The sequence below is a fragment of the Micromonospora sp. LOL_014 genome (assembly GCF_048060245.1).
Lineage (GTDB): Bacteria > Actinomycetota > Actinomycetes > Mycobacteriales > Micromonosporaceae > Micromonospora_E.
This window is the reverse complement of sequence record NZ_JBHMIP010000017.1, coordinates 107617-130165: the sequence shown is the minus strand read 5'-3', so window position 1 is coordinate 130165 and position 22549 is coordinate 107617. Positions and strand designations below refer to the sequence as shown.

Sequence of the window (22549 nt, the reverse complement as noted above, 5' to 3'; positions counted from 1 at the left end):
GGCTTGGGCGCCGCAGACCTCGGCTATGCCTGCGACGAGTCGGGGGCGACCATGGCCAGCCTGGGGAAGTAGCTGCGGTACCGGGCGGAGTCCCGGGTGAGGAGCTGATAGCCGCATACTGCCGCATGGGCGCCGATGTAGAAGTCGGCGATCGGCGAGCTCTTGGTGCCACCTTGCCTGCGGTACTTGACATATGCCTTCCCTGCCAGGAAACCCGCAGGGTAAGGCAGTAGTTCGCGGAGAAAATCCGATGCCGGGACGACCTCGTCCAGATCCTCGATGCGGTCGAACCGTACCGAGATCTCGGCGTACACGATCGGGTTGATCACGAGCACGCCTGCGTCGCGGGAGGCGGCGAGCGCTGAACCCGACCACTGTGACCACGTCGGATCCTCGGTGAGGATGTCGAGCAGGACGTTGGAGTCGACCAGGGTGACGGTCCCGTCCGAATGCCTCTCGGGCGCCGCGCGAAGCCGTTCATTCGCCACGGAGCAACTCCATGAGCTGGTCCGTGGTCATGCCCTCCGTCTCGCGTGCGGTGCCCTGCCCGCGTAGATGCCGCACAAGCCGTTGTCCTCTGGAGAGGGCACCGTCGACCCGCACAATTCGCAGCGCGCCGCCCTCCTCGACAACCTCGATCTCGTCGCCTTCATGCAGGCCGTGTTTGGCGCGCAGCGGCGCAGGGATGGTCACCTGACCCTTGCTGTTTAGCTTCACCGTGCCTCCACGTGTCACGTATTACTTGTACTACGTAATACTAGCGGTTGTGTTTCAGGGCTGCGAGGGGTTTCCTCCCCTCCCCTGGGTTCCAGTCGCAGGGCGGGGTCGAGGCCAACGCCTGACTGACTTGACTTTGTCGCATGTTATGACTCATGGTTGTAAGACAAAGCTTGCGACTATGGAGGTGGTGGCGATGCGCCAGACAGAGCACAGCGAAACCAGGCAGTGGCTGGACCAGCACGGTCTGACCGACACCGATTCGACCCCGCTGCTGGCGACGCGGCTGGCCGTACGACGGCGGGCCAAGTTCGCCGGCGACGTCCTGCTGGCCGCGTTCCTGATCGGCGCGGCGCTCACCCACGCGGCGGTCCGGGTCACCGACGCGGCGTACTCCTGGCTGCCGTTGCTGGTGCTCACCGCGCTGGTGATCGGCATGCTGGTGGCGCAGTGGCTGCTCCGCGACTGGGTCCGCCGCGTCGACCGGCGAGCCGGCGCGCAACTGTCCCGTCGGGTGGCCCATCCGGTCGGGTTCGGCTGGCCGGCGGTGCTCGGCCGGCCGTACGCCGTCTTCACGGTTGCCGCCTACACCGCTGCGCTGGGGCTCGCGGTGAGCGTACTGCCGGTTTCCGACCCGGTGCTACGGGCCGGGGCCGCCGTCGTACTGATCGGTCTCGTCGGTGCCGGTGCCGGCATGATCATGCAGCTGCGTCAGGTGCTGACCAGCCCGGCCGTCGCCGAGGACGAGGCGTCACTCACGGCCGACGTCATCATGCGGGTCGAGGACGCCCGCGCCCTCGTCACCCCCAGCCTGGTCTGGTCGCTGCCGGTCATCTTCCTGTACGGCGAGTCGCTGGGCTGGTGGAACGCGGTCGCTATCGGACTCGTCCTGGCCGGTGTCGTCGCGTTCGGTCTGGTCCAGACCCGGACCATGGCTGTCGGGGTGACCGCACGGCAGGCCATGATCGTCCGATGATCGCCATCGACGCCGCCTCGCCGACGCCGCCGTACGAGCAGCTCCGGGCCCAGCTCGCCCGGCAGATCCAGGACCGGTCGCTGGCCGTCGGCACCCGGCTGCCGACGGTCCGCCGGCTCGCCGCCGACCTCGGCCTGGCCGTGAACACCGTCGGCCGGGCGTACCGGGAGCTGGAGGAGGCCGGGCTGATCGAGACCCGTGGCCGGGCCGGCTCGTTCGTCACAGCCGCCGGCGATCAGGCTCTCGAACAGGCCCACCGCGCCGCCCGCGACTACGCGACGATCATCACCAGGAGCGGCATCGACCCCGCCGAGGCGATCCGGATCGTGCAGGCGGCGCTGGGCCGACCGGCCACACCGTGACTCACCGGCCACGCCCGCGACCGGCACCGGCGTCAGCCGGCTGCCGGTCCCGGTGGCGCAGTCGCCAGCGATCGACGCCCACATGCAGCAGCACCAACGGCAGTACGCCCATCACGTACCAGGCCAGGTCGGTGAGGTCGAAATGGACGCCCAGGACCAGCCGTGCCAGCAGACTGCGCTCGGACAGCTCCGCCGGTACGCCGGTCAGCTGCAGCAGCTCGACGAGCCAGCAGAAGGCGACGGCACCCGCCCCGGCCGCGATCGGCCCGGCACCCGGTGCCAGGACGAACACCCCGGCGTAGACCATCGACGCGTACAGGGCGGTGCCGGAAGACTGCTGCAGTGCGCCGGAACTGTCCAGCACCCCGTCGCCGCCGGCCAGCACCCGGCTGCCGAGCGCCACGGCGAGAAACCCGCTGGCGGCGGCCAGGCCCGCCAGCCGTACCCGCCACATGAGACCTGCCACGGCGCCCGACCCTATCGCTCACCGGCCTTGTCGGTCACCGGCCGGTCAGCGGGGTCCCGGCGGATCTCAGTACGTCGATCTCGCAGCCCGGCGAGGCCGGGTCGAAGCCGTGCTCGACCAGCCAACGGATCGTCAGCAGGCTGCGCACTGCCCACCAGGCGCGGATCACGTCGACATCGACGTCGGTGCCGTAGCCGGCGAGGACGTCACCAAGGCGCTCCCGGTGCCCCAACGTCAGGGTCGCGAGGTCGAACAGGGCGTCACCCCGGCCCGCCTCGGACCAGTCGAGCATGCCGGTGACCTCGTCGCCGTCGACGAAGACGTGGGCGGCCTGCAGGTCGCCGTGCGTAAAGACCGGTGTCCACGGCCGCAACGCGGCCCCGCCGAGCCGGCCGAGCGCCGTCCCGGCCAGGGCTGCGAGCGCGAGTACGGGCGGTCTACGCCACAGCACCTGCGGAGTCGGCACCGGTGCTCTCGCCATGGCCTCGACCTCGACGTCGGCGCGCGTCTGATCGGCGTCGACCTTCAGGAACACCTCACCGACGCGCAGGGTCGCGCGTTCGTGATGGGCGACGACGACTTCCACCTGCGCCACGTTGGCCATCATCGTGCGGCCGGCGAACGGCGTCACCCGGTTTACCGGCGGGCCTTCGGCGCTCCGCCGGGCGAAACTCATGATCGTGTGAGCGCTATGGACGTCTCGTTGTGGTTGTGCGGTCCATAGCGCTCACATGATCATGAGCGGAGGGTGCGCCCGAACGCCTCGGCCTCACCTCGACGTCGGATCCGGACGGCGGGTGAGGGTCAACGACTGGAAGCGAAAGCCGCCCTCGACGTCGAAGGCGTGGAAGTCGACGATCTCGAAGACGCTGGCGACGTACCGCTGAATCTGCTCGTCGGTGCGCAGCGAGAAGAACCGGGGCGGATCGTGATCGTCCCAGTCAGCGATGCCCTCGCTGCCGTCGCCGCCGTAGAGGCCGAGAAAGAACAGGCCGCCCGGCCGTAGCACCGCGCGGATCGCGGCCAGGACGACCGGCAGGTCGGCATTCGGTACGTGCAGCAGGCAGTTGACCGCGTAGACCGCGTCGAACGACGCCGCCGGGAAGGTCAGGTCGAGGAATCCCATCACCCGGGCATCGAGACCCTTCGCCCGGCAGGCGGCGACCATGGCCGGGGTGAGGTCGGTGGCCACCACCTCGAAGCCCTGCTCCTGGAGGAACAGGCTGTCCTGCCCGGTGCCGGCACCGATCTCCAGCAGAGAGCGCGCGCCGTGGTCGGTCAGCCGATCCCGGAACGCGGCCCGCTCGGCGAGCTTCCACGCCGTCTTGGACCGTCGGTCGCGGGTGGCGGCGTCCGCGTGGTATGCGCGGCGCAGTGGATCGAGGAGTCCGTGGTAGCTGAAATCCGTCATGGACAGTGTCATCCTCCTGCCCGCAGGGTGTCCGGTTCGCGAAGTATTCGCGCCGTGTGATGATCAGCTTGGCATGGAACTGAGCGTAATAGATATTGATATGACCATGTGACAGGTGGTGCAGTTGTGCTCACCAGCGGAGTCCTCCCCACCCCCAGGAGGTCTAGATGCGATTCCGCGCACCAACTGCCAACGCCGGCTCGTGGCGCAGGACCACCGTCCTCGCCGTCGCAACCGTCGTCGGCCTGTTCGCCGTCGTGACCGGCCCGGTATCGGCCGATCCCAAGCCCAGCGGTGTCGACCGGGAGTCGATCGCCGGCCCGTACCGGGTCCTCGGACCGCGTACCTTCGCCGACCGTGACGCGGTCGCCGGGACCGGCGCCGCGATCGACTACATCGAACACGGCATCCTCAACATCACCGCGACCCGAGCCGAGGTCAGCGCGATCCAGGCGCTCGGCTTCGACGTCGAAGCGGTCCGGGCACCTACCAGGACCGACGACTCCGGTGACGTCACCACGCTGGACTTCCCGCCGTCCGACTCGGCGTACCACAACTACGCAGAGTTGACCACGGCGGTCAACCAGGTGGTCTCCAGCCACTCGAACATCGCCCGGAAGATCAGCATCGGGACCTCGTACGAGGGCCGCGACCTGATGGCGGTCAAGATCTCCGACAACGTCGGCACCGACGAGGACGAGCCGGAGATCCTGTTCAACTCGCAGCAGCACGCCCGCGAGCACCTCACCGTCGAGATGGCGGTCTACCTGCTGAACCTGTTCACCGACGGCTACGGCAGCGACTCGCGGATCACCAACATCGTCAACACCCGCGAGATCTGGATCGTGCCGACCGTCAACCCGGACGGCAGCGAGTACGACATCGCCACCGGCTCGTACCGGTCCTGGCGCAAGAACCGGCAGCCGAACAGCGGTGCGCTCGCCGTCGGCACCGACCTGAACCGCAACTGGGACTACCTGTGGGGCTGCTGCGGCGGATCCTCCGGATCCCCGGCGTCGTCGACCTACCGTGGCCCGTACGCCTTCTCCGCTCCGGAAACCCAGGCACTGCGCGACTTCGTCAACAGCCGGGTCGTCGGCGGTGAGCAGCAGATCAAGGCCAACATCGACTTCCACACCTACTCGGAGCTGGTCCTCTGGCCGTATGGCTGGACCACCGCCAACACGCCCTCCGGGATGACCACCGACCAGTACAACACGTTCGCCACCCTCGGTACGCGGATGGCGGCGACCAACGGCTACACCCCGCAACAGTCCTCCGACCTGTACATCACCGACGGCAGCAGCATCGACTGGATGTGGGGCGAGCACGGCATCTGGGCGTACACCTTCGAGCTGTATCCCGGCTCGTCCAGCGGCGGCGGGTTCTACCCGCCGGACGAGGTGATCCCTGTCCAAACCGCCCGCAACCGGGAAGCGGTGCTGATGTTCAGCGAGTACGCCGACTGCCCGTACCGGGTGATCGGCAAGGAATCGCAGTACTGCGGCGGCGGTCCGGTCGACCCGCCGGGCAGCACCGTCTGGGCGGACGACTTCGAGTCGGCGACCGGCTGGACGACCGACCCGAGCGGCACCGACACCGCCAGCACCGGGCAGTGGGAGCGCGGCGTCGCGCAGGCCACCAGCTCCGGCGGGGCCCTGCAGCTGACCGCCTACCAGGGCAGCAACAGCCTGGTCACCGGCCGGCTGGCCGGCTCCTCCGCCGGCTCGTACGACATCGACAGCGGGGCGACCAGCGCCCGCTCGCCGGCTGTCGCGTTGCCGTCGAGTGGCACCCTCACCCTGTCGCTCGCCTGGTACCTGGCCCACCTGAACAACTCGTCGTCGGCCGACTACCTGCGGATCAGCGTGGTGCACAGTGGCGGCACGACGACGCTGCTGAACCAGTCCGGCGCGGGGAGCAACCGGTACGGGTCCTGGTCGACCAGCAGCTACAACCTGACCCCGTACGCGGGTCAGACGGTGCGGATCCTGGTCGAGGCGGCGGACGCCTCCACCGCCAGTCTGGTCGAGGCGGCCATCGACGACGTCCGGATCACCAGGTCCTGACGGCGGGCAGGGCTGCCTGCTCCTGACGGTGGGCAGGGCTGCCGTGCGGTGAACATCACCGTACGGCAGCCCTGCGCTGTCGCGATGTCTGCCGGCCGGCGCCGGTGGGTTACCGTGCTACCGACCGCCCCGCAGCGAAGCCGGTGCGAACCCGGCGCTGTCCCGCAACTGTGATGCCCCGGCCGACAGTCGGGGCTAGCCAGGTCGCCTGCGGAGTGGTCGCGAACCGCGCTCTCGAGGAAGGGCGCCTCGCCACCTGGCCGGGGCCGGCGTCACCACCCCCGACCTGTCGGCGAAGCACCAGCCCTCGACCGACAGGAGGACCAGATGAGCAGACCCCACCCGCTGCGGGCCGCGTTGCTGCGTACCGCTGCGGTCGCCACCGCCGCGACGCTCGCCCTGACCGGCTGCGGCCAGGCCGGCGACGGCTCCGGCGGACCCGACGACGCGCAGCCCGGCGTCAGCCCGGAGGCCGCCGCCAGCTACCCGGTCACCGTCGGCGACCTCACCCTGGAAGTACGCCCGGAGCGGATCGTCGCGCTGTCGCCGACCGCCACCGAGATGCTCTTCGCGATCGGTGCCGGCGACCAGGTGGCAGCGGTCGACGACAACTCCAACCACCCGGCCGAGGCGCCGACCACCGAGCTGTCCGGGTTCACCCCGAACGTCGAGGCGATCGCCGGCTACGAACCCGACCTGGTGGTGCTCTCCGGCGACACCAACGAGGTGGTGGCCGGGCTGACCCGACTGTCGATCCCGGTCTACCTGGCCGGGGCGGCGGTCACCCTGGACGACACGTACCGCCAGATCACCGAACTTGGCGCGCTCACCGGGCACCCGGAGGCGGCGGCCGATTTGGTCGACACCATGCGGTCCGACATCGACAAGCTGATCGCCGACGTGGCGCAGCCGGCCGAGCCGCTGAGCTACTACTATGAGCTCGACCCGACTCTCTACACGGTGACCAGCGAAACCTTCGTCGGGTCGCTGTTCACCATGGTCGGGCTGACCAACATCGCCGATCCGGCGGACCCGTCCGGGGAGGCCGGTGGCTACCCGCAGCTGTCCGCCGAGGCGTTGATCGATGCCGACCCGGACCTGATCTTCCTGGCCGACACCAAGTGCTGCCAGCAGGACGCGCAGACGGTGGCGCAGCGGGCCGGCTGGTCCACCATCACCGCAGTACAGGCCGGTCAGGTGGTCGAGCTCGACGACGACGTCGCGTCCCGCTGGGGTCCCCGGGTGGTCGACCTGGTCCGGGCGATCGTCGACGCGGTCGACGCGGCGGCGGCGTCCTGACGTGCTCCGTACGCCGGTGCGACGGCCCGGCCGGCGGACCGACCCGCAACGAGCAGCCGGCTGGTCCGGGCCGACCGGCCGGCGCCGTCCGGGGCTGACCGCCGGCTGGTTCGCCGGTGCGGTGGCCGCCGTCGTGCTGTCGGCCCTGGCCGGGCTGGCGTTCGGCCCGGCCAGCCTGCCGCCGCTGGCGGTCGCCGCCGAACTGCTCAACCTGCTGCCCGGCGTCGACGTGGAGAGTGGACTCAACGAGCGGCAGGTGGCGATCGTCACCCAGCTGCGGTTGCCCCGGGTGGTGCTGGCGCTGCTGGTCGGCGGCATGCTGGCCCTGGCCGGTGGCTGCTACCAGGGGGTGTTCCGCAACCCGCTGGCCGACCCGCATCTGCTCGGCGTCGCCGCCGGGGCCGGGCTGGCGGTGACCGCGGTCATCGCGCTGCGCTCCGGCACCGGGGTGCTGACCGGGCTGCCGGTGACGGTGCCGCTGGCCGCGTTCGTCGGCGCGCTCGGCGCGGTCGCGCTGACCTACCTGCTCGGCACGGGTGCCGCCGGGCCGGACCGGTCCACCGCGACGCTGATCCTGGCCGGGGTGGCGGTATCGGCGTTCCTCGCCGCCGGGCAGACCTACCTGCTGCAGCGCCACGTCGACACCATCCGGGAGGTGTACTCGTGGCTGCTGGGCCGGCTGGCCACCGACGGCTGGCACGAGGTCCGGCTGGTCCTGCCGTACGCGGTGATCGCCGCCGTGGTGGTGTTAACGCACCGCCGCGAGCTGGATGTGCTGTCGGTCGGTGACGAGGAGGCGGCCAGCCTCGGCCTGCACCCGCAACGGTCCCGCTATCTGCTGCTCGCCGCCGCGTCGCTGGGCACCGCGGCGGCGGTGTCGGTGTCCGGGCTGATCGGCTTCGTCGGGTTGATCGTGCCGCACCTGGTCCGGCTGGTCGCCGGCAGCAGCTACCGGGTGATCCTGCCGCTGTCGATGCTGCTCGGTGGCGCGTTCCTGACCGTCACCGACGTGGTGGCCCGGACCGTGGCCGCGCCGGCCGAGATCCCGATCGGTGTGGTCACCGCCTTCTTCGGCGCCCCGTTCTTCGTGCTGGTGCTGCGCACCACCCGCCGGACGGTGGCGCTGTGACCGGGCCGGCGCCCGCGCCCGACACCGGGCCCGGGACCGGGCCGGCGCCCGCGAGCACTGCCGCCGGCATCCCGGTCGTCGGCCGTGATCTGCGGGTACGCCTCGGCGGCGTGCCGGTGCTGGACGGTGTCGACCTGACCGTGGCCGCCGGTGAGTGGGTGGCGGTGATCGGGCCGAACGGGGCCGGCAAGTCGACCCTGCTGCGGGCGGTCGGCGGGCTGCTGCCGGCCGCCGGCAGCCTGGACCTGTTCGGTACGCCGATCACCCGGCTCGGCCGCCGGGCCCGGGCCCGGCTGGTCGCCACCGTCGTACAGTCACCGGTGGTGCCGGCCGGGATCGCCGTCGCCGACTACGTGCTGCTCGGCCGTACGCCGTACGTCCCGCTGCTGGGTCGGGAGTCGGCGGCCGACCTGGCGGTGGTCGACGACGTGCTGGTCCGGCTCGACCTGGCCGGGTTCGCGCACCGGCGGCTGGCCACCCTGTCCGGTGGTGAACGTCAGCGGGTGCTGCTGGCCCGCGCGCTGGCCCAGGGTGCCCCGCTGCTGCTGCTCGACGAGCCGACCAGCGCGCTGGACATCGGCCACCAGCAGGAGGTGCTGGAGCTGGTCGACGAGCTGCGCCGGGACCGTCGGCTGACCGTGCTGGCCACCATGCACGACCTGTCGGTGGCCGGCGAGTACGCCGACCGGCTGGTGCTGCTCGCCGCCGGCCGGACGGTCGCCGCCGGCCCGCCGGCCGAGGTGCTCACCGAGGAGAACCTGGCCCGGTACTACCGGGCCCGGGTGCGGGTGCTGCCAGGCGCGCACGGCCCGCTGGTCGTCCCGGTCCGCGACCGGGACGTTCCCCGTCCAGAACCGTCAGTCGCCGGCGATCCGGATCACCGAGAAGAAGGCCCCCTGCGGGTCGTTGAGCACGGCGAACCGGCCGTGCGGCAGGTCGGTGGGCGGGACTGAGACGGTGCCGCCGAGCGCGGCGGCGTGCTCGGCGGTGGCGTCGCAGTCGTTCACCGCGAAGTACACCATCCAGTGGGCCGGCAGGTCCGCCGGCCAGTCGTCGCCGACCATCGGCATCATCCCGGCGACGGGCTGCTGCTCGACCAGCCATTCGGTGTACATGATCGGTGGGAACGGGGTGTCCCGGCACTCCCAGTCGAAGACCGCGCCGTAGAACTCCTTCGCGCCCTCCGGGTCGCGGGTGGTCAGCTCGTTCCAGCACAGTGAGCCGGGCACGTTCGCCAGCTCCGCGCCGGCCATGGACAGCGGCTGCCAGACGGCGAAGCTGGCCCCGGCCGGGTCGGTGAAGACCGCCGCCCGGCCCCGGTCGAGCACGTCGAACGGCGGCATCAGCACGGTGCCGCCGGCCGACTCGACGAGCTTGGCGCTCGCCTGGGCGTCCAGCGTGCCGATGTACGTGGTCCAGGTCGGCGGCTGCCCGCCGGTGGACACCGAGCCGGCCCCGGCGACCAGTTTGTCGTCCTTGCTGAACAGGGTGTATCCCTCGGCGTCCGGATCGTCGGGCGGCTGCGCGGACCAGCCGAACAGTTCGCCGTAGAACCGGATCGCACCGGGCAGGTCGGAGGTACCGAGGTCGACCCAGGCGGGTACCCCGGCCGCGGCGACGGACATGGCGGATTTCCTCCTGCTGATCGGCTGAGTGGACCCTGCTGACCGAATCCTGGCACCCGGTCGACGACGGTCGGGGGAGATTCGCCGAAGCAATCGCCCGTCACGCGGAATCATGGCCCGCGCCGAGGGTAACCGTGCACCGGGCTGACGTCACCGACCGAAGCCAGGCGGGGACGCCGGACAGCGGCCGGGACGTGGAACAGCGGGGGAGAACGATGGTACGGGTGATCGAGGTGTTGCCGGGCGACATCGACCGGGCGATCAACGACGATCACGTCCTGCTGGACCAGCTTTTCCGGCGGCTGGAAACCGGCCAGGGCGACCGGCGGATCCTGGCAGACCAGGTGGTCTACCGGATCTCCATACACCTGGCGGCCGAGGAACAGATCCTCGACCCGGTCTTCGACGAGCCGGCGGTGACCGGCCGGTTGTCCGCCGGGGCGGTGGCGGAGCTGGTCCAGTGGGGGCGGGACACCCGTCAGCGGATCAAGGAGGCGGCGGCCGAGGTCGACCGGTCCAGACCCGGGAACCTGGACTTCGAAGAAGCACTCAACCATTTGATTGCCGACGTTCGCCGGCAGGCCGCCGACCAGGAGGGGGTGCTGTTGCCGGCGCTGCGGGCCGCGGTCGGTCCGCAGCGGATGGCCGAACTCGGGGCGCAGTTCACCGCCGCGAAGTACCGTGCACCCACCCATCCGCATCCGCAGACACCGAACACCTCCCGCAGCAGTCGGCTGCTGGGCGGCCCGGCCGCGCTGGTCGACCGGCTCCGCGACCGGACCTCGGGGCGGCGTGGCTGGTTCGCCACTGACGCGTCCGGGCTGCTGGAACCGCAGTCGCAGGCGCTGCTGGACGCGTTCGCCGCGCTCGGCCCCCGGCCCACCGAGATCCTCGACCCGGCCGAGGCGCGGCGCCAGCCGACCCTGTCCGACGCGGTGGCCCGGATCCGTACCGACCGGGGAGACCCGGCGGAACGGGAGCCGGTCGACTCGGTCTTCGACTTCGCCATCGACGGTCCCGGCGGGGAGCTGACCCTGCGGGTCTACCGGCCGACGTCGGCGTCACCGGCCGGCGGCCTGCCGGTGCTGATCTACCTGTACGCGGGTGGCTGGGTGGTCGGCAGCCTGGACACCTACGACGCCACCCCCCGGGCGCTGTGCAACAAGGAACGGTGTCTGGTGGTGGCGGTGGACTACCGGCACGCCCCGGAGCATCCGTTCCCGGCTGCCCACGACGACGTGCTCGCCGCGACCCGCTGGCTGCTGGACAACGCCGGGGAGATCGGCGGTGACCCGGAGCGGATCGCCATCGCCGGCGAGGCCGCCGGCGGCAACATGGCGGTGGCTACCTGTCTGCAGTTGCGCGACGCCGGTCAGCGGCTGCCACTGCTGCAGGTGCTGATCTACCCGGTGACCAGTATGACGGTCGATGACGGCTCCGGAGTGGACGCCGCCGACGCGGCACCGCTGAACCGCCCGATGCTGAGCTGGTTCGCCCGGCACGCCTTCCCTCGCCCGGAGATGCTCGACGACCCTCGGGTGGCGTTGCTCGACCTGCCGGTGCAACGGCTCGCCGGCCTGCCGCCGGCGGTGGTGCTGACCGTGGAACGGGATCCGCTGCGCGACCAGGGGCAGGCGTTCGTGCAGCGGCTGCGGGGGGCCGGGGTGCCGGTCGAGCACATCCACTACGACGGAGTACCGCACGAGTTCTTCGGGATGGGTGCGGTGCTGGACGTGGCGGAGGCGGCCCAGGACCGGGTGGCGGCGGAGCTGCACACCGTGTACAACCCGTCCGGCCAGTCGTCGAGCGGCTGGCCGACCGGCCTGTGAGCCTACGGGACCGGAATCAGCGGTCGGCGAGGTCCGCGATGGTGTTCACCAGACCGGCTGCGGTCTGCGGCTCCCGGGTGGTCAGCACGAGATAGCGCCCACCGGACAGCTGCACCCGGATGCCCGGACCGGACCGGGTGATCAGGGCACGTCCACGCGTGTCGGGGTGGTAGCGGTAGCCCCAGCCGCCCCAATCGGACACCCGTACCGTCGTCTGGACGGCCCCGACGATCTCCCGCGCCGGTACGCTGATCCGCGGCCACCCGAACGGCCCGAAGCCGATGTGGATGCCCTGCCGGTCGATGGTCAACCGGTTCACCAGCAGCAGCATCACCAACGCCATGGTGAGCAGCACCGGGCTGGCCACCCAGACGTTGATCCAGACCGCCAGGACCCCGGCGAGCAGCAGCAACGGGACCAGGATCCACAGCCCGGTGCGGGACACCGACGTCTGCTCGGTCCACCCGGCACCGTCAGCCGGCAGCGGCACCCGGGGCAGCTCGGCGGCGGGCCGGCCGTCCGCCGCCGGCCGGGCCGGCGGCGGACCACACGCCGCGTACGCCAGCACCGTCCAACCGGTCACCCCGACCATCAGCGCGGGAATGTGCCAGCTCGGAGCCGGTGCCCGGGTCGGGTCCAGTACGTCGACCGACAGTGCCACGGTGGTCAGCCAGATCCCGGCGACGAACCCGGCGACCGCCGCGCCAATGGTGATCAGCCACCGCCGCAGCTGCCACCGCAGCCCGAGCGGCAGCACCCCGACTGCGGCGAGCACCGCCCCGGCGGCTGCGCCGATCGTGTAGCCGGTCACGCTGTTCGTCAGCGAACTGGTCGCGTCGACGACGTCGGCCGTGTTCCAGTGCATCGGTAGCCGGTCCGGCAGCCGGTGCCGCAGCACCTCGGCGGTCAACGGCACCACGGCGACTGGGAGCACAGCGAGCAGGAGACCGAGCAGCCGCCGGCCGCCGCCACCGGCGCGGTCCTGCCCGGCCGTCCCTCCATCGCTCACCTGGCGATTGTTTCCCAGCTGTCGCCGGGCCAACCTGGAGGGGGCGGGCGGTGTGGCGCGCGCCGTTCTGCTAGTGCCGCCGGTCGGTTCTGCTAATGCCGGTGGTCGGTCCGGGCATGGTCGGTCAGCGCGGGTGGCAACGGTTCGGCGTGCAGCACCGTCAACCGGGACACCGCCCGGGTCAGCACCACGTACAGCCGGTGCAGCCCACGCGGCTCGGCCGCCACGATACCGGCCGGCTCGACCACCACCACGTGGTCGTACTCCAGCCCTTTCACCTCGGTCGCGGCGACCACCGACACCCGGATCCCGGGGTCGCCGGCGGCTCCGGTGACCTTGACACCGGCGGCGGTCAGCGCGTCGCGCAAACCGGTCACCGTGGACTCGGCGGTGATCACCCCGACCGAGCCGTCGTGGGTCAGCGCCGCGCGTACCTCGGCCACCGTGGCACCGGTCAGATCGTCGACCGTACGCAGCGACAGCGACCCGTCGCGACGCAGCGACACCGCCGGTGGTACGTCCACTGCGAGCGCCGGCAGCAGCCGGTTGGCCAGCTCGACCACCACCGCCGGCACCCGGAAGCCGACCGTCAGCGGCACCACCGCGGCGTCGGGCCGACCGAGGTGGGTCAGGGTGCGGTGCCAGTCGGTGGCCGCCCACGGGGCGGTGCCCTGCGCCAGGTCGCCGAGCAGGGTGACCGAGCCGTGTTCGCTGCGCCGGGCGATCGCCCGGCACTGCATCGGCGACAGGTCCTGCGCCTCGTCGATGACCACGTGCCCGTACCCGGTGGGCCGGTCGAGCAGCCCGGCGACCTCGTCGATCAGCACCAGGTCGGCCTCGGTCCATCTGGTGGTGCGGACCGACCTGGCCGGTGGCCGCAGCAGCGCCGCCTGTTCGGCCTCGTCGAGCAGCCCGGTGGCGGCCGTCGCCAGCCGCTGCGCATCGGTGAGCAGCGTGGACACCACCCCGGTCGGGGTGAGCGCCGGCCAGACCCGGTCCAGCAGGGCGCGTACCGGTGCCACCCGGGCCATCCGCCGCAACCAGGCGTCGCTCGGTGATTCGGCGCGCCGGGTCTCGGCTTGACGTTGCAGCAGCGCGACGATCCGGGCCTGCACCCGTTCCCGACCGATCCGGTACGGCGGATCCTCGTCGCGGACCGTCCGCACGATGCGGTGCAACGCCTCGACGCCGATTCGCCAGCGGTAGGAGCCGTCCGGCACCACGATCGACTCGTCCGGTTCGCCGAGGTACGCCTCGACGGCGCGGCGCAGCACCTGCGCCATCCTGGGGTCGTTCTTGAGCGCGGCGGCGGTCGGGGCGTCCGCTGCCCGTACCGGCACCGAGTCGATCAGGCCGGCGACCGTGCACTGGGCCACCTCGACCTCACCGAGGGCGGGCAGCACGTTGGCGATGTAGGACAGGAACACCCGGTTCGGCCCGACGATCAGCACTCCGGCCTTGCGTAGCCGTTCCCGGTGCGCGTACAGCAGGTAGGCCGCCCGGTGCAGGCCGACCGCGGTCTTGCCGGTGCCGGGCGCGCCCTGCACGCAGATCGACTCGGCCAGCGCGGCCCGGACCAGCTCGTCCTGTTCGGGCTGAATGGTGGCGACGATGTCCCGCATCGGGCCGACCCGGGGTCGTTCGATCTCGGTGGTCAGGATGCGGGAAGCGGTGCCGAGCTCCTCGCCCCGGTCGAGGTGTTCGTCCTCGAAGCTGGTGAGTTCGCCGCCGGCGAAACCGAACCGGCGGCGGACCCGCACCCGCTGCGGATCGCGGGCGCTGGCCTGGTAAAAGGCCCGGCTGATCGGCGCCCGCCAGTCGAGCACCAGTGGTTCGCCGGTGTCGTCGGCGACATGCCGGCGGCCGATGTGGGGCCGACTGATCCGCAGCCCGCCCGGATCGGGCTCACCGCCTGGCTCAAGGTCGTCGTCGAGGTCGGGATCGTCTTCGACATCGAGCCGGCCGAAGAACAGCGGCGTGTCCGGGTTGTCGGCCAGCTCGGCGACCCGGCGGGCCAGGTGCCGGCCCAGGGTCTCGGCGGTGTACGCATCCCCGGCGACCCGGTCGCCGGTGCTGAACAGGGCCTCGGCCCGGTTGCGCATCCGGGCGAGGGCGGCGCGGGACGCGGTCAGATGGGCGCGTTCGGCGGCGAGTTCGCCGTCCAAATCGGGTGCGGGGCGGCGGTCGGGTGTGGGGCGGTCGAGGTCGGGTGCGGGCATGCTGACTCCTGGCTGGGATCGCCGGCGTGCTCGCTCGCGTGTCCGGAACCGGGTCGGCCGGTGCCCGGCGCGGGGGACGTCCGCTGCGGTGCGACTCACCGCGGCCGTCAAGCGGCCATCGACATTACCCCTGGCCCGTCGCGGGTCAACCAGATTTCCCGCTCTGCCGGCGCGACGGGGTTGCCGGCCGATCTGCTCGGCAGGTGCCCGGGTCTGCTCGGCAGGTGCCCGGTGCGGGGTGCGCCACAGGCTGGGCCGCCGCCGGGCGTGGCGGCCACCCGACGGCTACCGTGGAGATCATGAGTCACGGTGACGGGGGCGAGGGCGGCGTGCTGCGCCGACCACGGGTCGGGCACATCCAGTTCCTGAACTGCCTGCCCATCTACTGGGGGCTGATGCGCTCCGGCGCGCTGCTCGACGTCGACCTGCACAAGGACTCCCCGGAACGGCTCGGTGCCGCCCTGGCCGCCGGCGACCTGGACATCGGCCCGATCTCGTTGGTCGAGTACCTGCGGCACGCCGACCAGTTCCTGCTGCTGCCGGACATCGCGGTAGGTAGCGATGGGCCGGTGCTGTCGGTGAACGTCGTCACCACCCGGCCACTGGGTGAATTGTCCGGCCGCCCGATGGCGCTCGGCTCCACCTCACGTACCGGTGTGCTGTTGGCCCGGATGCTGCTGGCCGAGCGGTACGGCGTCGAACCGGACTACTTCACCTGCCCGCCGGACGTCACCCAGATGCTGCTGGAGGCCGACGCCGCCGTGTTGATCGGCGACGTCGCATTGCGGGCCCACCACGAGGCGCCGGCGCGCGGTCTGGCCGTCATCGATCTGGGGCAGGCGTGGCGGGACTGGACCGGGCTGCCGATGGTCTTCGCCGTCTGGGCGGTCCGCCGGGACTTCGCCGCCGCCCACCCCGGCCAGGTCAAGGAGGTCCACCAGGCGTTCCTGCGGTCGCGTGACCTGTGCCTCGCCGAGCTCGACGAGGTGGCCCGGGCCGCCGCCAGGTGGGAGCCGTTCGACGCGCCGACGCTGGCGTCGTACTTCCGGGCGTTGGACTTTTCGCTCGGTGACCGGCAGGTGGCCGGGCTGCGGGAGTTCGCCCGCCGCGCGGCCCGGTCGGGTGCCGCCCCGGCGCTGCCACCGGCGGGCCCCGAGTTCTTCATGCCCTGACCGGCGCCCTCCTCGGCTCAGCCGCCGGTCGAGGTGGTTGCCGCTGCCCGCAACTGCTGAGCCACCTCACGGCAGGTCTGCCCGCCGTACGTGAAGGGCCGGTCGGCCGGGAACCGGGTCATCACCCCGATGGTCCACCCGTCGCCGATCGCCAGGCAGTTGACGTGCCAATTCCCCTCGTCGTCGCGGATCACCCAGCCGTTCTTGATGGCGATCCCGTCGGCTTCGTCTGCCGGGAATGCCTCGATCACCCCGAAATCGCCTGGACTGCGTACGCTGCGCATCTCGGTCAGCAGCCAGTCGGTCCACTCGGCGCCGGCCGCCCGGCCATCGGTGATGCACGCTCCGAGCCGGGCCACGTCGCGGGGGGAGAGCCGGGTGGTGCTCCACCGGTTCTCGGTCGAGCTGCGGCTGTCGGTGAGCCCGCAGATCCGGATCATCCGCTCGGTCGCCGCGGTTCGGCCGATCTCCTGCCACAGCTCCTCAGCGACCTGGTTGTCGCTGTCCCTGATCATGATTTCGAGCTGCCGCATCCGGAAGTCGCTCGGCGACCGGCCCGCTTCGGCTGAGGAACGCAGGTAGTCGGCGGCGATCCACGCCTTGATCAGCGACGCCGTGGTACTGGTCTCGGCCAGGTTGGCCGATCCGTGGATCTCGCCGGTGCGCTGGTCGAGCATCGCCCACGACCACCAGCCGTCGATGCCGTCCAGCCGTACCGTGGTCGGCGCGACGGCCAGCGGTGACAGCGTGGGGTCGGGCTCCGGGGTTGGGCTCTCGCTCGGGCCGGCCGTCGGCTGACGCCAGCGGGACCGCTGGTCGGCCCGCTGTTCGTCGGCGGCGGCCAACGGCGCGTCGGGAACCAGCCGCAACCCGGCGATACCAGCGGCTGCCAGTGCGACTACGCCGAGCACGATCAACGGCGTACGCCACCCGGCTCGGGCGTGGCGGGCCACGCCGCTCGGTCGGCGGGCCAGGAGCCGGAGTGGGCGGCCGCTCGGAAACCAGGAGGTGGGTGGCATCTCAGCTGGTCGGTGTCGCCGAGGTCGGCAGTACGGCGGCTGGCTGGATGGCGGCACCAGCGTGTGGGGTGACCAGTTGCCGGGCCACCTCACGGCAGATGCCCGCCCCGTACTCGAGGCCGTAAGAGCCCGGGTAACGGGTCATCACCGCGAGGACCCAGTCGTCGTGCACGGCCAGGCAGTTGAGATGCCACATGCCGTCCGCCCAGATCAGCGTCCAGCCGTTCTTGATGCCGACCGGCGACTCCCGCAACAGGCTCTCCGGTAGTCCATCGATGATGCCCCAGCGGCCACCGCCGGAGGTGGGTTCCTGCTCGGACGCGGCGATCCCGCCCCGCACCTTGGACATCTCGTCGAGCACCCAGTCGGTCCACAACGGGCCGGCGGCGGTGCCGTTCTTGACGCACTCGCCCATCAGCACGGCATCGCGGGCGGACATCTGGGTGTAGCTCCACCAGACGTTGTCCTTCTCCGGCGGCACGACCATCCGGGTCTGCTGCAGGCCGCACATCTCGATCATCCGGGCGAGCACGTCTTCGCCGCCGGCCTGGTAGAACAGCAGGTCCGTGGCCCGGTCGTCGCTGTCGCGGATGGCCAGGCTGGCCTGCTGCAGAATCTCCGAATCAGGCTCGGCGTCATCGAGCTGCCGTAGGTAGTCCGCGACGATCCAGATTTTGATCATCGATTCGGTGGAACTGGTCTCGGTCATGTTGGCCGAGCCGCCGATCTCGCCGCTGTCGCGGTCCAGCAGCGCCCAGGTCATGAAACCGTCGACCGGGACCGAGACCGGTACGGCCCGCAACGTCGGAACGGCAGGCGGCTCGGGGGACTCGGCCATGGCGAGGGTCGGATCGATCAGCTCGACGGCGGACCGGTTGGCGTCCGAACCGGTCCCGCCGAAGAACCGGGCCGAGGCGGTGGGGATCACCAGAACGGCACCGACCACCAGGGCTGCCAACACGACAGTGAGTGTCACGCGTGAACTCATGGAAGGCGGCTCCGGGGAGTGATCGGTGATGTCAGCTCGTCGGTGCTCTGGCGGGTTACGGGTTCTTCCGGCAATCGTGCGTCAGGTGGGGCCGGTGCGCGCCTCGACGCCGCCGCGCCATTGGGCAGTTTACGGGGCGAATCTCGGAGTGCCAGCCCTCGCGCGCCGGAGATCTTCGGAACTGAGTGACGAATACAGATGATTTGTCCGAATAGCTGAGTATTTTCTTGATAATAAGTGGATAAAAGTCGCGTTCATTGCCGCACATCTAGTCACTCACTGTGTTGCTCCTATCTCTGACAGTGAAGATTTCGCGAGTGCTGTTACAGGGCTTGGCTGTGACTGGGGTTTCTTGTAACACTGTGTCGGTGGACGGTGACGACCCTCAGGCGGTGAGTGGCGCCCGCGGCGGGATTCTCGACGAGGTCGAGGCCGCCGAAGTTGCCCTGCGCGACGCGGCGCTGCGCGGCCGGATCCCCGGCCCACGCGCCGCCGACAATCCAACCTGTCCCGACAAACCGGTTGATCCCGACCGGGACTTCATCGAGATGATCGACGCCGACCAGAAGGTCGAGCCGCGCGACTGGATGCCGGACGGCTACCGGCGCACACTGATCCGGCAGATCGCGCAACACGCGCACTCCGAGGTCATTGGGATGCAGCCTGAGGGCAACTGGCTGACCCGGGCACCCAGCCTGCACCGCAAGGCGATCCTGCTGGCAAAGGTCCAGGACGAGGCCGGCCACGGGCTGTATCTGTACGCGGCGGCTGAGACCCTCGGCGTCAGTCGGGAAGAGTTGGTCGACCTGCTGCTCGCCGGCCGGCAGAAGTACAGCTCCATCTTCAACTACCCCACGCTGACCTGGGCAGACGTCGGCGCGATCGGTTGGTTGGTGGACGGCGCGGCGATCATCAACCAGGTCCCGCTGTGCCGCTGCTCGTACGGCCCGTACGCCCGCGCCATGATCCGCATCTGCAAGGAGGAGTCGTTCCACCAGCGGCAGGGCTACGAGATCCTGCACACCCTCGCGCACGGCACCCCGGCTCAGCATCAGATGGCCCAGGACGCGGTGGACCGCTGGTGGTACCCGTCGCTGGCGATGTTCGGGCCGCCGGACGCCGACTCAACCCATTCGGGAAAATCGATGCGCTGGAAGATCAAGCGGTTCTCCAACGACGAGTTGCGCCAACGCTTCGTGGACATGTGTGTCCAGCAGGTCGGCCCGCTCGGGCTCGCCCTGCCCGATCCCGGCCTACGGTGGGACGAGCAGCGTCAGGCGCACGACTTCACCCCGCCGGACTACGACGAACTGCTCCGGGTGATCCGTGGCGACGGGCCGTGCAACCGGCAGCGACTTGCCCACCGGCGGGCCGCGCACGCCGCCGGCGGCTGGGTCCGCGAGGCGTCCCGGGCGTACGCGGAGAAGCAGGCCGGCCGGCGGAAAGCCGGCGCCGCGACGGCCGGAGTGGGCGCTGCGCCGGTCGGAGCGGGTGCCGGATGAGCGGCGAACCGGCCCGGACTCCGCCCACCCCGCTGTGGGAGGTCTTCATCCGGTCCCGGCGGGGGCTTGCCCACACCCACGTCGGCAGCCTGCACGCGCCGGACGCGACGCTCGCCCTGCGGCACGCCCGCGACCTGTACACCCGCCGGCAGGAAGGCGTCTCGATCTGGGTGGTACCGGCGGAGTCGATCACCGCGTCCAGCCCCGACGAGAAGGACGCATTCTTCGACCCGGCGGCCGACAAGGTCTACCGGCACCCGACGTTCTACCAGGTGCCGGACGGGGCGCGGCACCTGTGACCACGACACCCCCCGACCAGTTGCTCTGCTGGGCCGACGACGCGTTGATCACCGCCCAGCGGCTGGCCGCGTGGTGCGCCCGCGCCCCCGAGCTGGAGGAGGACGTCGCCCTCACCAACATCGCGCTCGACCAGCTCGGCGTGGCCCGGCTGCTGCTGTCGTACGCCGCCGAGCAGCTCACCCCCGATGCGGTGCCGGCCGCGCCGGCCGACCAGCCGGTCACCGAGGACACCCTGGCCTTCCTCCGCTCCGACCAGGAGTTTCGCAACTGCCTGCTGGTGGAGCTGCCGGACGACGACTACGCGGTGACCATCGGCAAGCTGCTGTTCCTCGCCGCGTACCAGGTCCGGCTCTACGCCGTGCTGAGCGCCGGCGCCGACCAGCGGCTCGCCGCGATCGCCGGCAAGGCGGCCAAGGAGTCCGCCTACCACCTCGACCACGCGCGGCTGTGGACCCTGCGGCTCGGCGACGGCACCGAGGAGTCGCACCGCCGCATGCAGCACGCGGTCGACGAACTCTGGCCGTACACCCACGAGCTGGTCGCCCCGGTGCCCGGTAGCGGAATCGCCGACCTGTGGGCCGGCTGGCTCGCCGTCGTCGGTCCGATCCTTGCCGAAGCCACCCTGACCGTGCCCGCCGACACTGGGTCCACCGCCGCTGGCGGCGACGGTAAGGGCTGGCGGCCCGGTGGCGGTCGGCTGGGTCGGCACACCGAGCACCTGTCCTACCTGCTGGCCGAGATGCAGGTGGTGCACCGGGCCCACCCGGGTGCGCGATGGTGACCGGACGCCCAGCAGCCGTCGGCGGGGCCAGCGCGGTCGCCCAGGCGGCGGTCGAAGCCGTCGTCGATCCGGAGCTCCGCGTACTTACCATCGCCGAGCTCGGCATCCTCCGTACCGTCGAGGTCACCGAGGCCACCGGCGCGGTCCGGGTGACGGTCACCCCCACCTACAGTGGATGCCCGGCGATGGAGCTGATCCGGGCCGAGATCCGGGCGGCGCTGCACCGGTCCGGCTTCACCGACGTCGCGGTCGTCACCGAGCTGGCGCCCGCGTGGAGCACCGACTGGATCACCGAGGCGGGCCGGCACAAGCTCGCCGCCGCCGGGATCGCCCCACCGTCGCCGGCCACTGTCGGGCCAGTGCCAATCCCACTGGCCGTACGCTGCCCGGCCTGCGGCTCGCCGCGCACCGAGCAGCTGAGCCGATTCGGTGCCACTGCCTGCAAGGCGCTGTGGCGCTGCCAGGAGTGCGCCGAGCCGTTCGAGCAGATGAAGGCGTTCTGATGGCAGTGACGATCAGCCGACCGGCGCGCCGGCGCCCGGTGTTTCATCCGCTCCCGGTCGCCGGCGTCGACCAGCTCACCGCCGACGCCGTCGCGGTCACCTTCGCCGTACCGCCCGAGCTGCGCGACGCGTACCGGTTCCAGGCCGGACAGCATCTGACGGTACGGCTGGTCGACCCGGCCGGCGGCCCGGAGATTCGCCGCTCGTACTCCATCTGCTCGACCCCGGCGGAGCTCGCCGACCACGGCCGGCTGCGGATCGGCGTGCGGCACGTCGCCGGTGGCGCCTTCTCCGGGTACGCGGTGCGCCAACTCGCCGCCGGGACCACCGTGGAGGTGATGCCGCCGCTCGGGCATTTCACCACCGGGTTCGAGCCGGGCCGGAGCCGGTACTACGGGGCGCTGGCCGCCGGTTCCGGCATCACGCCGGTGCTGTCCCTGCTCGCCACCGGGTTGGCCACCGAGCCGGGCAGCCGGTTCACCCTCGTCTTCGGCAACCGGTCCGCGCACACCGTGATGTTCGCCGACGAGATCGCCGACCTGAAGGACCGGTACCCGGACCGGCTGCAGGTCGTGCACGTACTGTCCCGCGAGACGCAGGACGCGGAGCTGCTCACCGGGCGGATCGACGCCGCCCGGTTCGGTCGGCTGCTGGACACCGTGGTGCCGGGCGATCAAGTAGACGAATGGTTTCTCTGCGGACCATACGGGCTGGTCATGGCGGTCCGGCAGGTGCTCGCCGAGTGGGGCGTGCCGGATGGTGCCGTACACAGCGAACTCTTCCACGCCAGCGACGGGCCGCCGGCCGGTGCCGACGCCGTGGCCGAAGCCGATGCGGTGACCGAAGCCGATGCGGTGACCGGAGCCGACGCGGTGACCGGAGCCGACGCGGTGGGCGGCACCGAGGTGACCGTACTGCTCGACGGGCGGGCGTCGACGGTGCGGACGCGGCCGGGGGAGCGGGTGCTCGATGCGGCCCTGCGGGTCCGGTCCGAGCTGCCGTACGCCTGCAAGGGTGGTGTCTGCTCGACCTGCCGGGCGAAGATCGTCGATGGCGCGGTGACGATGGCCCGCAACTACGCCCTCGAGCCGGACGAGGTGGCCGCCGGTTACGTGCTGACTTGCCAGTCAACGCCCACCACGCCGACGCTCACCGTCGACTACGACGCCTGAC

At 71.2% G+C, this 22549-nt stretch carries 22 protein-coding genes, 1 pseudogene and 1 riboswitch; of the genes and pseudogenes, 13 read left to right on the top strand and 10 right to left on the bottom strand.

The window, feature by feature from the left end; genetic code table 11:
- Positions 1-23: 23 nt before the first annotated feature.
- Positions 24-488: a type II toxin-antitoxin system VapC family toxin gene (locus ACFHW1_RS16750; RefSeq protein WP_416568575.1), complete on the bottom strand. Its 465-nt coding sequence runs from the start codon at positions 486-488 to the stop codon at positions 24-26.
- Positions 478-717, bottom strand: a complete 240-nt coding sequence (locus tag ACFHW1_RS16745; protein ID WP_282233253.1) for an AbrB/MazE/SpoVT family DNA-binding domain-containing protein — start codon at positions 715-717, stop codon at positions 478-480. The genes ACFHW1_RS16750 and ACFHW1_RS16745 overlap by 11 nt, the downstream gene beginning before the upstream one ends.
- A gap of 196 nt (positions 718-913) precedes the next feature.
- Here ACFHW1_RS16745 and ACFHW1_RS16740 point away from each other — a divergent pair, with 196 nt between their 5' ends.
- Both ACFHW1_RS16740 and ACFHW1_RS16735 read left to right on the top strand, forming a co-directional pair.
- Positions 914-1693 (top strand): hypothetical protein, encoded by a 780-nt coding sequence (locus tag ACFHW1_RS16740; protein ID WP_416556529.1) that lies wholly within the window; start codon positions 914-916, stop codon positions 1691-1693.
- Positions 1690-2055 (top strand): GntR family transcriptional regulator, encoded by a 366-nt coding sequence (locus tag ACFHW1_RS16735; protein ID WP_416556528.1) that lies wholly within the window; start codon positions 1690-1692, stop codon positions 2053-2055. Before ACFHW1_RS16740 ends, ACFHW1_RS16735 begins: the two co-directional genes overlap by 4 nt.
- 1 nt (position 2056) lies before the next feature.
- On the opposite strand, the gene ACFHW1_RS16730 is transcribed toward ACFHW1_RS16735, so the two are convergent.
- The 3 genes from ACFHW1_RS16730 to ACFHW1_RS16720 form a co-directional block, all read right to left on the bottom strand.
- Positions 2057-2521 carry a DUF2809 domain-containing protein gene (locus ACFHW1_RS16730; RefSeq protein WP_416556527.1) on the bottom strand — a complete coding sequence of 155 codons (465 nt, stop codon included), beginning with the start codon at positions 2519-2521 and terminating at the stop codon, positions 2057-2059.
- Positions 2522-2555: 34 nt separating this feature from the next.
- Positions 2556-3152, bottom strand: a complete 597-nt coding sequence (locus ACFHW1_RS16725) for a phosphotransferase (RefSeq protein ID WP_416556526.1) — start codon at positions 3150-3152, stop codon at positions 2556-2558.
- Between the two features lie 138 nt (positions 3153-3290).
- Entirely contained in the window at positions 3291-3932 is a 642-nt protein-coding gene (locus ACFHW1_RS16720; RefSeq protein WP_416556525.1) for a class I SAM-dependent methyltransferase, read from the bottom strand.
- 167 nt (positions 3933-4099) lie between these two features.
- Between ACFHW1_RS16720 and ACFHW1_RS16715 the strand changes: the two genes are divergently transcribed.
- From ACFHW1_RS16715 to ACFHW1_RS16700, 4 genes and pseudogenes are all read left to right on the top strand, one after another.
- The gene (locus ACFHW1_RS16715; RefSeq protein ID WP_416615697.1) at positions 4100-6001 is read left to right on the top strand and encodes a M14 family zinc carboxypeptidase; all 1902 of its coding nucleotides are present in this window, start codon (positions 4100-4102) and stop codon (positions 5999-6001) included.
- Positions 6002-6140: 139 nt separating this feature from the next.
- Positions 6141-6205: riboswitch (cobalamin riboswitch) on the top strand.
- Between the two features lie 123 nt (positions 6206-6328).
- On the top strand, positions 6329-7300 hold the full coding sequence (locus ACFHW1_RS16710; RefSeq protein WP_416556523.1) for an ABC transporter substrate-binding protein: 972 nt from the start codon (positions 6329-6331) through the stop codon (positions 7298-7300).
- Between the two features lie 16 nt (positions 7301-7316).
- Entirely contained in the window at positions 7317-8429 is a 1113-nt protein-coding gene (locus ACFHW1_RS16705) for a FecCD family ABC transporter permease (protein ID WP_416556522.1), read from the top strand.
- Between the two features lie 68 nt (positions 8430-8497).
- Positions 8498-9274 (top strand): annotated as a pseudogene (locus tag ACFHW1_RS16700) (ABC transporter ATP-binding protein); the annotation flags it as partial.
- Positions 9275-9286: 12 nt separating this feature from the next.
- Here ACFHW1_RS16700 and ACFHW1_RS16695 read toward each other — a convergent pair.
- Positions 9287-10054, bottom strand: coding sequence for a VOC family protein (locus ACFHW1_RS16695; RefSeq protein ID WP_416556521.1), 768 nt, complete (start codon positions 10052-10054; stop codon positions 9287-9289).
- Positions 10055-10278: 224 nt separating this feature from the next.
- On the opposite strand from ACFHW1_RS16695, the gene ACFHW1_RS16690 reads away from it, so the two are divergent.
- Entirely contained in the window at positions 10279-11883 is a 1605-nt protein-coding gene (locus ACFHW1_RS16690; protein WP_416568569.1) for an alpha/beta hydrolase fold domain-containing protein, read from the top strand.
- 16 nt (positions 11884-11899) lie between these two features.
- Here the strand turns inward: ACFHW1_RS16690 and ACFHW1_RS16685 are convergent, their stop codons facing one another.
- Positions 11900-12892, bottom strand: a complete 993-nt coding sequence (locus ACFHW1_RS16685) for a hypothetical protein (protein ID WP_416568568.1) — start codon at positions 12890-12892, stop codon at positions 11900-11902.
- A gap of 92 nt (positions 12893-12984) precedes the next feature.
- The gene (locus ACFHW1_RS16680) at positions 12985-15111 is read right to left on the bottom strand and encodes a HelD family protein (RefSeq protein ID WP_416615696.1); all 2127 of its coding nucleotides are present in this window, start codon (positions 15109-15111) and stop codon (positions 12985-12987) included.
- A 299-nt stretch (positions 15112-15410) separates the two neighbouring features.
- Between ACFHW1_RS16680 and ACFHW1_RS16675 the strand changes: the two genes are divergently transcribed.
- Entirely contained in the window at positions 15411-16283 is an 873-nt protein-coding gene (locus ACFHW1_RS16675; RefSeq protein ID WP_416556517.1) for a menaquinone biosynthetic enzyme MqnA/MqnD family protein, read from the top strand.
- Positions 16284-16300: 17 nt separating this feature from the next.
- Here the strand turns inward: ACFHW1_RS16675 and ACFHW1_RS16670 are convergent, their stop codons facing one another.
- Together ACFHW1_RS16670 and ACFHW1_RS16665 are read right to left on the bottom strand one after the other, a co-directional pair.
- The gene (locus ACFHW1_RS16670; protein WP_416556516.1) at positions 16301-17236 is read right to left on the bottom strand and encodes a hypothetical protein; all 936 of its coding nucleotides are present in this window, start codon (positions 17234-17236) and stop codon (positions 16301-16303) included.
- 67 nt (positions 17237-17303) lie between these two features.
- Positions 17304-18290 carry a serine hydrolase gene (locus ACFHW1_RS16665; RefSeq protein WP_416556515.1) on the bottom strand — a complete coding sequence of 329 codons (987 nt, stop codon included), beginning with the start codon at positions 18288-18290 and terminating at the stop codon, positions 17304-17306.
- 368 nt (positions 18291-18658) lie between these two features.
- Between ACFHW1_RS16665 and paaA the strand changes: the two genes are divergently transcribed.
- The 5 genes from paaA to paaE are packed head-to-tail and all read left to right on the top strand — an operon-like array spanning position 18659 to position 22548.
- On the top strand, positions 18659-19792 hold the full coding sequence (gene paaA / locus ACFHW1_RS16660; protein ID WP_416556514.1) for a 1,2-phenylacetyl-CoA epoxidase subunit PaaA: 1134 nt from the start codon (positions 18659-18661) through the stop codon (positions 19790-19792).
- Positions 19789-20091 (top strand): 1,2-phenylacetyl-CoA epoxidase subunit PaaB, encoded by a 303-nt coding sequence (paaB, locus tag ACFHW1_RS16655; RefSeq protein WP_416556513.1) that lies wholly within the window; start codon positions 19789-19791, stop codon positions 20089-20091. The genes paaA and paaB overlap by 4 nt, the downstream gene beginning before the upstream one ends.
- A complete protein-coding gene (gene paaC, locus ACFHW1_RS16650) occupies positions 20088-20873 on the top strand; it encodes a 1,2-phenylacetyl-CoA epoxidase subunit PaaC (RefSeq protein ID WP_416556512.1) in 786 nt (261 codons plus the stop codon). Before paaB ends, paaC begins: the two co-directional genes overlap by 4 nt.
- Positions 20870-21376 carry a 1,2-phenylacetyl-CoA epoxidase subunit PaaD gene (paaD, locus tag ACFHW1_RS16645; RefSeq protein WP_416556511.1) on the top strand — a complete coding sequence of 169 codons (507 nt, stop codon included), beginning with the start codon at positions 20870-20872 and terminating at the stop codon, positions 21374-21376. Before paaC ends, paaD begins: the two co-directional genes overlap by 4 nt.
- Positions 21376-22548 carry a 1,2-phenylacetyl-CoA epoxidase subunit PaaE gene (paaE, locus tag ACFHW1_RS16640; RefSeq protein WP_416615694.1) on the top strand — a complete coding sequence of 391 codons (1173 nt, stop codon included), beginning with the start codon at positions 21376-21378 and terminating at the stop codon, positions 22546-22548. The genes paaD and paaE overlap by 1 nt, the downstream gene beginning before the upstream one ends.
- Position 22549 lies beyond the last annotated feature (1 nt).